The 13,030-nt window shown below is 57.8% G+C and carries 14 protein-coding genes; 12 read left to right on the top strand and 2 right to left on the bottom strand.

Going from position 1 to position 13,030, the window contains the following annotated elements; all coding sequences use genetic code 11:
- Positions 1-55 precede the first annotated feature (55 nt).
- Entirely contained in the window at positions 56-1,633 is a 1,578-nt protein-coding gene (guaA, locus tag Q675_RS21205; protein WP_023010013.1) for a glutamine-hydrolyzing GMP synthase, read from the top strand.
- A gap of 67 nt (positions 1,634-1,700) precedes the next feature.
- Here the strand turns inward: guaA and Q675_RS21200 are convergent, their stop codons facing one another.
- Entirely contained in the window at positions 1,701-2,732 is a 1,032-nt protein-coding gene (locus tag Q675_RS21200; protein ID WP_011785196.1) for a zinc-dependent alcohol dehydrogenase family protein, read from the bottom strand.
- 272 nt (positions 2,733-3,004) lie between these two features.
- Here Q675_RS21200 and tadA point away from each other — a divergent pair, with 272 nt between their 5' ends.
- From tadA to Q675_RS21180, 4 genes are read left to right on the top strand one after another with little or no spacing between them, the layout of a single operon-like run.
- On the top strand, positions 3,005-3,508 hold the full coding sequence (tadA, locus tag Q675_RS21195; protein ID WP_011785195.1) for a tRNA adenosine(34) deaminase TadA: 504 nt from the start codon (positions 3,005-3,007) through the stop codon (positions 3,506-3,508).
- A gap of 6 nt (positions 3,509-3,514) precedes the next feature.
- Positions 3,515-4,504 carry a UDP-glucose 4-epimerase GalE gene (gene galE, locus Q675_RS21190; RefSeq protein ID WP_023010431.1) on the top strand — a complete coding sequence of 330 codons (990 nt, stop codon included), beginning with the start codon at positions 3,515-3,517 and terminating at the stop codon, positions 4,502-4,504.
- 33 nt (positions 4,505-4,537) lie between these two features.
- On the top strand, positions 4,538-5,884 hold the full coding sequence (locus tag Q675_RS21185; RefSeq protein ID WP_023010430.1) for a UDP-glucose dehydrogenase family protein: 1,347 nt from the start codon (positions 4,538-4,540) through the stop codon (positions 5,882-5,884).
- An 18-nt stretch (positions 5,885-5,902) separates the two neighbouring features.
- Positions 5,903-6,313, top strand: a complete 411-nt coding sequence (locus Q675_RS21180; RefSeq protein WP_023010429.1) for an HIT domain-containing protein — start codon at positions 5,903-5,905, stop codon at positions 6,311-6,313.
- 11 nt (positions 6,314-6,324) lie between these two features.
- On the opposite strand, the gene fabR is transcribed toward Q675_RS21180, so the two are convergent.
- On the bottom strand, positions 6,325-6,951 hold the full coding sequence (gene fabR, locus Q675_RS21175) for an HTH-type transcriptional repressor FabR (protein ID WP_014421258.1): 627 nt from the start codon (positions 6,949-6,951) through the stop codon (positions 6,325-6,327).
- Positions 6,952-7,155: 204 nt separating this feature from the next.
- Here fabR and aspS point away from each other — a divergent pair, with 204 nt between their 5' ends.
- The 7 genes from aspS (at position 7,156) to tolR (ending at position 13,024) form a co-directional block, all read left to right on the top strand.
- Positions 7,156-8,955 (top strand): aspartate--tRNA ligase, encoded by a 1,800-nt coding sequence (gene aspS, locus Q675_RS21170; protein WP_014421259.1) that lies wholly within the window; start codon positions 7,156-7,158, stop codon positions 8,953-8,955.
- 69 nt (positions 8,956-9,024) lie between these two features.
- The gene (gene ruvC / locus Q675_RS21165; protein WP_011785189.1) at positions 9,025-9,552 is read left to right on the top strand and encodes a crossover junction endodeoxyribonuclease RuvC; all 528 of its coding nucleotides are present in this window, start codon (positions 9,025-9,027) and stop codon (positions 9,550-9,552) included.
- 30 nt (positions 9,553-9,582) lie between these two features.
- Positions 9,583-10,212, top strand: a complete 630-nt coding sequence (ruvA, locus tag Q675_RS21160) for a Holliday junction branch migration protein RuvA (protein ID WP_031210969.1) — start codon at positions 9,583-9,585, stop codon at positions 10,210-10,212.
- 160 nt (positions 10,213-10,372) lie between these two features.
- Positions 10,373-11,404, top strand: a complete 1,032-nt coding sequence (gene ruvB / locus Q675_RS21155) for a Holliday junction branch migration DNA helicase RuvB (protein ID WP_011785187.1) — start codon at positions 10,373-10,375, stop codon at positions 11,402-11,404.
- Entirely contained in the window at positions 11,397-11,816 is a 420-nt protein-coding gene (ybgC, locus tag Q675_RS21150; protein ID WP_011785186.1) for a tol-pal system-associated acyl-CoA thioesterase, read from the top strand. Before ruvB ends, ybgC begins: the two co-directional genes overlap by 8 nt.
- Positions 11,817-11,854: 38 nt before the next feature.
- Positions 11,855-12,544 (top strand): protein TolQ, encoded by a 690-nt coding sequence (gene tolQ / locus Q675_RS21145; RefSeq protein ID WP_011785185.1) that lies wholly within the window; start codon positions 11,855-11,857, stop codon positions 12,542-12,544.
- A gap of 33 nt (positions 12,545-12,577) precedes the next feature.
- The gene (tolR, locus tag Q675_RS21140; RefSeq protein ID WP_011785184.1) at positions 12,578-13,024 is read left to right on the top strand and encodes a protein TolR; all 447 of its coding nucleotides are present in this window, start codon (positions 12,578-12,580) and stop codon (positions 13,022-13,024) included.
- Positions 13,025-13,030: the final 6 nt, after the last annotated feature.

Genomic DNA, 13,030 nt, shown 5'->3' with positions numbered 1-13,030 from the left:
ATCAGACGCGGCCCGGTTTCCGGGCCGCGTTGTTTCTTTACAGCCCGAGGACTCCATGGCCCAGAACATTCACGACCACCGTATCCTGATTCTCGATTTCGGTTCCCAGTACACCCAGTTGATCGCTCGCCGCGTTCGTGAAATCGGGGTTTACTGCGAGATCAAGGCATTCGATATCACCGATGACGAACTTAACGAGTTCAATCCCAAGGGTATTATTCTGGCGGGCGGCCCCGAATCGGTAACCCAGCTGGGTGGCCCGCGTGCCCCGGAGGGGCTGTTTGATCGTGGCATCCCGGTGCTGGGTATCTGCTACGGCATGCAGACCATGGCCGAGCAGCTTGGTGGCCGGGTGGCCAGCTCCGAGAAGCGCGAGTTCGGTTATGCCCAGGTGAAGGTTCGTGCCAAGGGCCCGCTGCTGGCAGACATTACCGACCACCTGACGCCGGCTGGTGATTCCCTGCTGGACGTCTGGATGAGCCACGGCGACAAAGTGGTCGCCATGCCGGAAGGCTTCGAGCTGTTGGCCTCCACTGAGAGCGCGCCGATTGCTGCCATGCAGGACCTGAGCCGCAACCTGTACGGCGTTCAGTTCCACCCGGAAGTGACTCACACCCTGCAGGGCAAGCGCATCCTCGAGCACTTTGTCCTGACCATCTCCGGCTGTGAGGCTCTGTGGACCCCGGCCAAGATCGTCGACGATGCCGTTCGGCAGATTCGCGAGCAGGTGGGTTCCGACAAGGTGCTGTTGGGCCTGTCCGGTGGTGTGGATTCTTCGGTTACGGCGGCGTTGTTGCATAAAGCCATCGGTGACCAGCTTACCTGCGTGTTCGTGGACAACGGCCTGCTGCGCCTGCACGAAGGCGATCAGGTGATGGACATGTTTGCCAGTAACATGGGCGTTAAGGTTATCCGTGTAGACGCTGAAGACCTGTTCCTGTCCAAGCTCAAGGGCGTGAACGATCCGGAGCAGAAGCGCAAGATCATCGGTAATACCTTTATTGATGTGTTCGATGCGGAAGCCGCGAAGATCACGGATGTGAACTGGCTGGCCCAGGGCACCATCTATCCGGACGTGATTGAATCCGCTGCGTCCAAAACCGGTAAAGCCCATGTCATCAAGTCCCACCATAATGTGGGTGGCTTGCCGGAAACCATGAAGATGAAACTGGTAGAGCCGCTGCGCGAGCTGTTCAAGGACGAAGTCCGCAAGATCGGCCTCGAGCTTGGCCTGCCGTACGACATGGTCTACCGCCACCCGTTCCCGGGGCCGGGGCTGGGGGTTCGTATCCTCGGCGAGGTCAAGAAAGAGTATGCGGACATTCTGCGTCGTGCCGACGCGATCTTCCTGGAAGAACTGCATCGTGCTGACCTGTACCACAAGACCAGCCAGGCCTTTGCCGTGTTCCTGCCGGTGAAATCCGTGGGTGTAGTGGGTGATGCCCGCCGCTACGAATACGTGATCGCGATCCGTGCCGTGGAAACCGTGGACTTTATGACCGCACGCTGGGCGCGGCTCCCGTACGAACTGCTGGAAACCGTATCCAACCGGATTATCAACGAGATTTCCGGTGTATCACGGGTGACCTACGATATTTCGTCCAAGCCGCCCGCAACCATTGAATGGGAATGAGTCGGGCAGGCTAGAGCCGGAAGGCGGCAAGCAGGGATGCTTGCCGCCTTTTTTCGTTTTCAGGTCGTCATTCGGCGGTCAGCAACATCTTGACTGCTTTCTCCTTCGCCGCCTGGCTGAAGATGTCGTAGGCTTTTTCGATATCGTTGAGCTTGAGGCGGTGTGTGACCAGGTCCTCCGGCTTCACATCGCCACTCTCGACGACCTTCATCAGCACCGGAATGGTGTTGGTGCTCACCAAGCCGGTGCGTACCGTGATGTTTTTGATCCACAGGTCCTGCAGCCGGAATTCCACGCTTTTGCCGTGTACGCCGATGTTCGCGATGTTGCCGCCAGCGCGAATGATGCTCTGGCAGATATCGAAGGTCTCAGGTATGCCGACCGCCTCCATGGCAACGTCTACACCCTCACCGTTGGTCAGTTCTTTGATGGTTTCGATGGGGTCTCGGGCGATGGTGTCTGTGGCCCCCAGCATCCTGGCCATTGCCAGGCGGTTCTCGTCCGGATCAATCATGATGATACGCGCCGGTGAGTAGAAGCGGGAGGTCATTACGGCGGCCAGTCCGATGGGGCCGGCGCCGATGATGGCGACTGTGTCCCCCAGTTTGACTTCGCCGGCGAGAGCGCCAATCTCGTGTCCTGTGGGCAGGATGTCGCTGAGCATCACCGCGGCAGCTGGGTCCATTCCTGAAGGCAGGTGGTACAGGCTGTTGTCGGCATGGGGGATGCGTACATACTCGGCCTGGGTGCCATCGATCAAATGCCCCAGAATCCAGCCGCCGTCCCGGCAGTGGGCATAGATGCCGCGCTTACAGTAGTCGCAACGCCCGCAGGAGGTGACGCAGGAAATCAACACTTTGTCGCCAACCTTGATGTTACTTACTCCGTCACCCACTTCTTCGACCACTCCCACGCCTTCGTGGCCGAGAGTGCGACCTTTCGTGACCGCTGGCACATCGCCTTTCAGGATGTGCAGGTCGGTGCCGCAAATGGTGGTATGGGTGATGCGCACCACGGCATCTGTGGGTTTCTCGATTGCAGGCTGTGGCTTGTCTTCCCAGCTACGCTTTCCTGGTCCGTGAAATACCAATGCTTTCATAATGTTCTCTCCTTGAAGGATCTGCGGCTGCAGATGCGATTCAGGTCCTTGTAAGTCTTGCACGGACTGCACTGATTGAAACATGACGTATGTCAGTATAGGCCCCGAAAGGTAAAACGGTATGACAGTTGTCTGAGTAAAAAATCTTCTTTCAGTGCGGGTGCGCCCGGGGCCGTCGCTTGGTTAAGACGGCGAATAATGGTATTTTCGTGGCGCTTTCGGGGTTGGCCACTATCGTAGTTGTATAGGGCGCTATCAGTAGAGCCGCATTTATGTCGGATTCACCAAAGAATGATCAATACTGGATGGCCCGTGCACTGATGCTGGCGGAGCGGGCGGCCTCGATAGGCGAAGTGCCCGTTGGCGCGATTGTTGTCCGTGATGGTAAGGAGCTGGGCGTGGGTTACAATGCGCCCATTACCGGTTGTGATCCCACAGCCCACGCGGAGATTCGGGCTTTGCGGGATGCCTCCGCCAGGGTGGGGAACTACCGGCTGACCGGGGCAACTTTATACGTCACCCTTGAGCCTTGCACCATGTGTGTGGGCGCCATTGTGCACAGCCGAATCAGCCGCCTTGTTTATGGTGCCCGCGAGCCCAAAGCGGGTGCGGTAGAATCTGCCCGGCGTACGCTGGACGAGGCCCACCTTAACTGGCAAGTAGAAGCGGAAGGCAGTGTCCTGGAAGGCGAGTGCGGCCAGGTTATCAGTGATTTTTTCAGCCGGCGGCGGGCAGAGATTCGGCGGCGGCGTAAACAGAATTCAGGGAAGGAGTAACTCTGCGTGAAAGTACTTGTTACCGGCGGTGCCGGATATATCGGCAGTCACGTTGTGCGTCAGCTGGCGGCGGCAGGTCATGACATTGTCGTTTTTGATAACCTGTCTACCGGTTATCGCTGGGCCGTGACCGCCGGCGAGTTGGTGGTGGGCGACCTTGCCGATGAGCAAGCCCTCAGTGCGGTTTTTTCGCAGCATAAGTTCGAGGCGGTACTGCACTTTGCCGCCAATATCGTGGTACCGGAATCCGTTTCCAACCCCCTCAAGTACTACAGCAACAACACCCGGAACACCCTGAATCTTCTCAAGATGGTTGAGCGCTATCAGGTTCCCTACATGGTGTTTTCCTCCACCGCAGCGGTTTACGGTATGCCCGAACAAACCGTACTGACGGAAGACCTTCCGCTGGCGCCCATCAATCCCTACGGTGCCTCGAAAATGATGAGCGAGCGCATGATGATGGACCTCGCCGCTGCCAGCAGTCTGAATTACGTGATTCTGCGCTATTTCAATGTGGCCGGCGCCAACCCGGACGGCTTGTTGGGGCAGGCAACGCCGGAGGCAACGCACCTGATCAAGGTTGCCTGCGAGTGCGTGACCGGGCAGAGAGATGGCATGAGCGTGTTTGGCACCGACTACGAGACCCGTGACGGCACCTGTGTCCGCGACTACATCCATGTGGAAGATCTGGCCAAGGCCCATGTTATGGCGCTGGATTATATGGCCAAAGGCGGCGAGTCTCAGGTGCTCAATTGCGGCTATGGCCGTGGCTTCACCGTGCGTGAAGTGATTGATGTGGTGAAAGCCGAGTCCGGTGTTGACTTCCCGGTACAGGAAACCGGACGCCGAGCCGGTGACCCGGCGGCGCTGATGGCTGACAATACACGGATCAAGAGTGTCCTGGGCTGGCAGCCGGATTTTGATGATCTGAACACCATTGTGCGGACCGCGCTGGCCTGGGAAAAGATCTGGCAGCAAAAGAAAGCAGGCCACTGACAGTTTTCATTCTAAATTTTCAGGAAAAGTTGCATGAAGATTACGATTTTCGGAACCGGTTATGTCGGCCTTGTGACTGGCGCCTGTCTGGCGGATGTCGGACACCAGGTGCTCTGCATGGATGTGGATCAAGGCAAGATCGAAAAGCTGAAGAACGGCCAGATTCCTATTTACGAGCCAGGCCTGGACAACATCGTCAGGCACACCGTAGAGGCTGGTCGCCTTTCGTTTACCACGGACACTGAGGAAGCGGTCAAACACGGCACCCTTCAGTTTATCGCCGTTGGCACGCCGCCGGATGAAGATGGTTCTGCGGACCTGCAGTACGTCCTGGCAGTCGCAAAATCAATCGGCCAGCACATGGAGGATTACAAGGTGGTGGTGGATAAGTCCACCGTACCGGTCGGGACTGGTGACAAGGTCAAGGCGGCGGTTCGTGCCCAGTTGGACAAGCGGGGGCTGGAACTGGATTTTGATGTTGTGTCCAATCCGGAATTCCTGAAGGAAGGCGCTGCCATCAACGATTTCATGAAGCCGGACCGGATTGTGGTCGGTACCGAGAGCGAAAAGGCGGCGGATGTGTTGCGGGAAGTGTATTACCCGTTCAACCGTAACCACGATCGCATGATCTTCATGGACATCCGTTCTGCTGAGCTGACCAAGTACGCGGCCAATGCCATGCTGGCTACCAAGATCAGCTTCATGAACGAAGTGGCAAACCTGGCCGAGCGGCTGGGTGCGGATATTGAAGAAGTTCGCCGGGGTATCGGTTCTGACCCGCGTATCGGTTATCACTTTATTTACCCGGGTTGCGGTTACGGCGGTTCCTGCTTCCCGAAAGATGTGCAGGCCCTGGCCCGCACCGCCCGAGACTGTGATTACGAATCCAAGCTGCTGAATGCCGTGGAAGCCGTCAACTATGCCCAGAAGCATGTGCTGTTCGACAAGGTCTCGCACTACTTTCAGGGTGATCTGAAGGGCAAGACCGTGGCGCTCTGGGGTCTGGCGTTCAAGCCCAACACAGATGACATGCGCGAAGCATCTTCCCGCACCCTGATGGAAGATCTCTGGAAAGCCGGTGCGAAGGTGCAGGCTTTCGATCCGGAAGCCATGGAGGAAACCCAGCGCATCTACGGGGATCACGACGGACTGACTTTGTGCGGTACCAAGGAACAGGCGTTGAAGGGTGCTGACGTACTGGTGATCTGCACCGAGTGGAAAGAGTTCCGCTCACCGGACTTTGATGTGATTGCCTCCACCCTGAGTGAGCCGGTGGTGTTTGACGGCCGCAACCTGTACGAGCCGGAAATGCTGGAGCGTCATGGCCTGATCTACTACGCCATTGGCCGCGGCCGTAACCAGTTTCATTCAGCGGTCTGATGGTCGGGGAGGGTGTTGATGTTCCAGCTTCATGAGCGTTTGGCGGCGGATACCCACAAGCTGGGAGAGAGTCGTCTCTGCGATGTCTTGCTGATGAACGACAACACCTGGCCCTGGGTTATCCTGGTACCCCGCGTATCAGGCATTCGGGAAATCTATGAGTTGCCGAACGAGCAGCAGCAACGTCTGCTGTTCGAGTCCTCTGCATTGAGTGAGGGGATGATGGAACTGTTCGGTGGCGACAAAATGAATGTGGCAGCGCTGGGCAATATGGTGCCCCAGTTGCACTTGCATTATATTGTCCGCTATCAGGGCGACCCGGCCTGGCCGGGCCCGGTGTGGGGCAAGCAGCCTCCTGTACCTTACACAGAAGAGCAGCTAGCCAGTGTGAAAGCAAAGCTGCAGCCGCTACTTGAGCAACTTGCCTAAGATTTAGTAGCTCAATCCAGACCCTGCTGCCACTGGGCCAGGGTCTGGGAACCCACCAGAATCATTCTCAGCTCGGTTTTCAATTTCTGCTTGAGTTCTTCTCGCTCTTTCGGGGTTGCATCCAGCGCCTCGGCGCCTTGATTGAAGACCAGTGTGACCATGGCTTCGGCGACAATCCTGGCTTCCGCCAGGGGTTTGTTCTGTTCGTCGGCAAACCGGCCAAGATCGTCGGCCAGCTCCGTTACGAAATGGTCGATTTCTGCTTTCACCGCCGTCCGGAAAGGCTTGGATACGCCGGTGCGCTCCCTCAGCATCAGGCGGAACAGGTTGGCGTTGTTACCCAGGTACTCCATGAAGGTGTCCACCGAAGTGGAAATCGCACTGCCGTCCCGGGCAATACGTTTACGGGCCTGGCGCATCAGCTGTCGCAGAGCCACGCCGCCTTCGTCCACCAGGGCCAGGCCAAGCTCGTCCAGCTCGGCGAAGTGCCGATAAAAGGATGTGGGGGCAATGCCGGCCTCCCGGGCGACTTCCCGCAAACTCAGGCTGCCAAAGCCCCGGTCTGCGCTCAGTTGGGCGAGGGCAGCGTCCATCAGTGCTCGACGGGTTTTCAGTTTCTGTTCCGCTCGGGTGGCCAACGTCTTACTCCATGGTCCGGTCAAACCATGCATTCTAGCCCCCGGTTTTTTGATAGTCATCCCGCTGCCGGATATCCGGTGTCAATTCTGTTTCCGGACGCCTGATTTTCAAAGTCATTGTGTTTATAATGGGCGGCTTTTCGGCTATAGCCGCCCAAATTCTTTGATTCAACGCGAACACATTCAGAACGAACGGGAACCGATATGCGCAGCCATTATTGCGGTGGGATTAACGAATCTCACATCGATCAGGAAGTCACACTCTGCGGATGGGTACACCGCCGCCGTGACCACGGTGGGGTCATCTTTCTGGATCTGCGAGATCGGGATGGCATGTCTCAGGTTGTGGTCGATCCGGACACCCCTGAAAGTTTTGCTCTGGCGGAGAAAGTCCGCAGCGAATTTGTTATCAAGGTGACCGGCCGCGTTCGTCGTCGCCCCGCGGGTACCGAGAACAACAACATGCCCACTGGCCAGGTCGAGCTGTTGGGCAAAGAGCTGGTCATTCTGAACGCAGCCGCCACCCCGCCGTTCCCGCTGGATGAGCACGTCGACGTGGGCGAGGATGTTCGCCTCCGCTACCGGTTCGTAGATCTGCGTCGTCCGGAGATGATCAACCGTCTGCGGTTCCGCTCCCGTGTGACCAGCTACATCCGGAACTTCCTGGACAGCCGCGGATTCATGGATGTGGAAACCCCGATCCTGACCCGTGCCACCCCGGAAGGTGCCCGTGACTACCTGGTACCGAGCCGTACCCACGAAGGTTCCTTCTTCGCTCTGCCACAGTCGCCGCAGCTGTTCAAGCAGTTGCTGATGGTGTCTGGTGTAGATCGCTACTACCAGATTGCCAAGTGTTTCCGCGATGAGGATCTGCGTGCCGATCGTCAGCCCGAGTTTACCCAGGTGGACATCGAGGCTTCTTTCATCGATGAAGAAACCCTGATGGGCCTGAACGAGGAAATGATTCGTTCCCTGTTCAAGGATGTGCTGGATGTTGAGCTGCCGGAGTTTCCGCGCATGCCGTATTCTGAAGCCATGCAGCGTTATGGCAGCGACAAGCCGGACCTGCGTATCCCTCTGGAACTTCAGGATGTGGGTGATCTGGTGGAAAGCGTGGACTTCAAGGTGTTCGCAGGTCCCGCCAAAGATCCGAAGGGCCGTGTCGCCGCACTGCGGGTGCCCAAGGGTGCCGAGCTTACCCGTAAACAGATTGATGACTACACCAAGTTTGTTGGTATCTACGGTGCCAAGGGCCTGGCCTACATCAAGGTAAACGAACTGACCAAGGGTGCCGAAGGCCTGCAGTCGCCAATCGTGAAGTTCCTGGGTGACGACGTTGCGCTGGCCATCATGGAACGCGTAGGTGCAGAAGACGGCGATATTGTCTTCTTCGGCGCCGATAAGGCTACCGTCGTGAATGAAGCCCTGGGCGCCCTGCGCATCAAGGTAGGTCACGACCTCAACATGCTTACCTGCGAGTGGGCACCAATGTGGGTTGTTGACTTCCCGATGTTCGAGGAACTGCCGGATGGCAATCTGACCGCTATCCACCACCCGTTCACGGCGCCGTCCTGCAGCCCGGAAGAGCTGGCAGCAGACCCGGCGAACGCCTTGTCCCGCGCCTATGACATGGTGCTCAATGGTACCGAGCTGGGCGGTGGTTCTATCCGTATCCACGACGAGAAAATGCAGGAAGCGGTGTTCCGTATCCTGGGTATCGGAGAGGAAGAGGCTCGTGCCAAGTTTGGCTTCCTGCTGGATGCCCTGAAATTTGGTTGCCCGCCTCACGGTGGTCTGGCCTTTGGTCTGGATCGTCTGGTGATGCTGATGACCGGTTCTTCGTCAATCCGCGACGTCATCGCTTTCCCGAAAACCCAGAGCGCCACCTGTCTGATGACTCAGGCGCCGGGCGAGGTAGACGAGAAGCAACTGAAGGAGCTGCATATTCGTCTGCGCCGTTCTGCTAAAGCCGTTGAAGGCAACAAGGCAGAAAATAAAGAGTAAAGGCACGATGCCGGAGGTGGCGCGCCATCTCCGGCACGGCCAGACTCTCTCACTTCCGAGGGTAGGCGGATGGCAATCATCCTGGGGGTAGACCCCGGCTCCCGCATCACCGGTTACGGTCTTATTCGTTCTGAAGGCCGGCTTCTTGAGTACCTCGACAGTGGCTGCATCCGAGTAGGTGAAAAGCCAATGGCGGAGAGGCTGCAGACTATTTTCCACAGTCTCGCCGTGCTGATTGGCGAATATCGCCCGGAGGAGTTCGCTATTGAGCAGGTGTTCATGGCGCGCAACCCGGACTCGGCCCTGAAGCTCGGTCAGGCAAGGGGAGCTGCAATCGTCAGTGCCGCCAACAGCGGCCTGGCAGTCCATGAGTATTCTGCCCGGCAGGTGAAGCAGGCGGTGGTGGGTACTGGTGGAGCGGATAAATCCCAGGTGCAGCACATGGTGCAGGCGCTTCTGGGGCTGTCCCGAAAACCACAGGCGGATGCCGCCGATGCCCTGGCCATTGCCCTCTGCCATGCCCATATGAACCAGAGTGTATTACGTATGGCCAGGACCGGAGGTAAGGTCAGAAGCGGCCGCGTACGCCAACCATAAGCGGCGGTTTGCCGCGACAGGAGAGCCCGTTTGATTGGTCGAATCCGAGGAATGCTGATTGAAAAGTCTCCCGGGCAGGCGCTGGTGGAATGTTCCGGCCTGGGTTACGAAATTGACATTCCCTACACCACGTTTTTTCATCTGCCCGAGACCGGGCAGGAAGTGACCCTTCATACCCATTTCGCCGTTCGTGAAGACGCCCAGAGCCTTTATGGTTTTGCCTCCCGTCTGGATCGAAATCTGTTCCGGCTGCTGATCAAGGTTAACGGTGTTGGCCCCAAACTTGCGGTGGGCATTCTGTCGGGCCTGGATGCACAGCAATTCATCCGCTGTGTCGAGGCTCGGGACGCGAATTCGCTGGTCAAACTGCCCGGTGTCGGCAAAAAAACGGCCGAGAGGCTGTTGATTGAAATGGCCGACAGGATAGGGCAGCTGGAAGGGCAGTTCGTCCCGTCTCAGCCCGATGTGCCGACTGGAGCCGGGGCGGCTACCGCGAATCAGGCTGGGCCTGACCCTCGGGAGGAGGCTGAGGCCGCATTGATTGCGCTTGGCTACAAGCCCCAGGAGGCGGCCAAGGCGATCAGCAAGGTGGCCGGCCCGGATATGAATAGCGAAACGCTGATACGTCTGGCCCTGAAGAATATGATTCCCGCCGGGTAACAACCCGGCGTTTTTGTGTCGGCTATGGCCACAGAACCATGACACCAATGTGTATAGAGCGTAACGTGACTCACAAGCGCCCCTTTGTACAATTGGTGCAACCTGACTTACAGGGTGAGCCAGCGGGCATGTTGTTTATTCCCAGCAAGCGGATAATGCCATGATTGAATCGGACCGATTGATATCGGCCAAGGCCGGAGAATATGAGGAAGTGCATGATCGGGCCATCCGTCCGACGTTGCTTTCCGAGTATGTGGGCCAGCCTACGGTACGCGAACAGATGGAGATTTTTATCTCCGCTGCCCGGGGCCGCCAGGAAGCGCTGGATCATGTGCTGATTTTCGGCCCTCCCGGGCTTGGTAAAACCACTCTGGCCAACATCATTGCCAATGAGATGGGTGTCTCGATCAAGACGACGTCCGGCCCAGTACTGGAAAAGGCCGGAGACCTGGCTGCCATGCTCACCAACCTCGAGGAAGGTGACGTCCTGTTTATCGACGAGATCCATCGCTTGAGTGCGGCGGTGGAGGAAGTGCTCTATCCGGCCATGGAAGACTATCAGCTGGATATCATGATTGGTGAAGGGCCGGCTGCACGGTCTATCAAGCTGGATCTGCCGCCGTTTACGCTGGTTGGGGCAACCACTCGTGCTGGTCTGCTGACGTCGCCACTGAGAGACCGGTTCGGCATTGTCCAGCGCCTGGAGTTCTACAATCACCAGGACCTCACCCATATTATTACCCGTTCGGCCCGGCTGTCGTCGGTGGAAATCGACGAGGCTGGGGCGTTCGAGATTGCCCGCCGGTCCCGGGGAACCCCGAGGATTGCCAACCGGTTGTTGCGGCGAGTCAGGGATTTTGCGGAAGTGCGCTCCAATGGCCATATCACGGCGGATATTGCCGACCAGGCACTGAACATGCTGAAGGTGGACAGCCAGGGCTTCGACCACATGGACCGTCGCCTGTTGCTGGCCATGATCGAGAAATTTGATGGTGGCCCGGTGGGTGTGGAGAGTCTGGCGGCCGCAATCAGTGAGGAGCGGGGTACCATTGAGGACGTACTGGAGCCGTTCCTGATTCAGCAGGGGTACATGGTGCGTACACCGAGAGGGCGTATGGTAACGTCGAATGCCTACCAGCATTTCGGAGTGGTGCCGCCCAGATCCGGCCGGGAGGACGACCTGTTTGAGTGATCCCTCTGCCAGCTTTGAATTGCCGGTTCGGGTCTACATAGAAGATACAGATGCCGGTGGCATTGTTTTTCATGCCAAATACCTGCACTACATGGAGCGTGCCAGAACGGAGTGGGTCCGTAGCCAGGGTGTCGGGCTTCGTGCGGGGCTGGAGCACAACATCAGCTACGTGGTGCAAAAGATGAATCTGCACTTCCGGATGCCCGCGAAGCTGGATGATCAGTTGCTGGTTACGGCTGAGCTGAAAGCGGCATCCCGGGTCTGGATGGGCTTTCGGCAATGCGTGTATCGCGCGGATGATCGGCAGTTGCTGTGTGATGCAGACGTTCGTGTGGCCTGTGTTGCACTGGATACCGGCAAACCCCGGCGTCTTCCGGAAAATATGCAGGAAATTCTTAAGAATTTCGTATAATTTGTTGAAAGATTTACAAAACTACTTGGGAGTGAACAGTGGAAACGGAACTGTCAGTCTGGCATCTGATTGCGAATGCAGGGATTTTGGTGCAGTTGGTCATGCTGTTGCTGATGCTGGCATCGGTCGTCTCCTGGGCACTGATTTTCCAGCGCCTGCAGGTCTTCCGGAAAGCCCGTCAGGCTCAGCTGGAATTTGAGGACCGGTTCTGGTCCGGCATGGATCTGGGCCAGCTTTACAAAGAAGTGAGTGCGGAGCCAACGCCGTTTTCCGGTATGGAGTCTGTGTTCCGGGCAGGGTTCAAGGAGTTCTCCCGCCTTCGTCAGCAGAGCAGGGATGCCGACGCCGTGATGGAAGGTACCCAAAGGGCCATGCGCGTGGCTTTTTCCCGGGAGCAAGAGCGCCTGGAAACCCATCTGCCGTTCCTGGCGACGGTCGGTTCCACCAGTCCCTACGTTGGCCTGTTCGGTACCGTGTGGGGCATCATGAACTCCTTCCGCGGGCTGGCCCAGGTGCAGCAAGCCACGCTGGCCACGGTGGCGCCGGGTATCTCTGAGGCGTTGATTGCCACGGCGATGGGCCTGTTCGCGGCCATCCCTGCGGTCATTGCCTATAACCGGTTTTCGGCCATGTCCGACGCCTTGCTGAAGAACTATGAAACCTTTGCGGAAGAGTTTTCCAGCATTCTGCATCGCCGGGTCCACAACAGCGATCAGGCTGCAGCATAAGTTGCCATCTGGCGGTAACAGGAGTGTAGCGAGATGAAAGGTATGGGAATGATGCCTCAGCAACGGCGCAAGCCGATGTCTGAGATCAACGTAGTCCCCTACATCGATGTGATGCTGGTGCTTCTGGTGATCTTCATGGTGACGGCACCGATGCTCACCCAGGGCGTGAAGGTGGATCTGCCGGAGACAACCTCCGATCCGATTCAGCAGGACAAAGACGTGGAGTCCATCACCGTGTCTGTCGATAGCAATGGCGCCTACTACCTGGAAGTGGGTGACGACGCCAGCGAGCCGATGGCGCTGGACGAGGTGCGCAACCAGGTGGCAAAGATTCTGTCCCAACGGAGCAACGGTGAAGTGCTCGTCCGGGGCGATGAGTACGTGGACTACGGTGTGGTGGTGCGCCTGATGGCTGAGCTTCAGGCTGCCGGGGCCACCGGGATTGGCCTGATTACCGACGCGCCCAATGATAATCAGTAATTGGAT

The sequence above is a fragment of the Marinobacter sp. EN3 genome (genome assembly GCF_000475315.1).
Taxonomy (GTDB): domain Bacteria; phylum Pseudomonadota; class Gammaproteobacteria; order Pseudomonadales; family Oleiphilaceae; genus Marinobacter; species Marinobacter nauticus.
The sequence above is the reverse complement of the archived record's forward strand: the minus strand, read 5'-3'. Positions and strand labels throughout refer to the sequence as shown.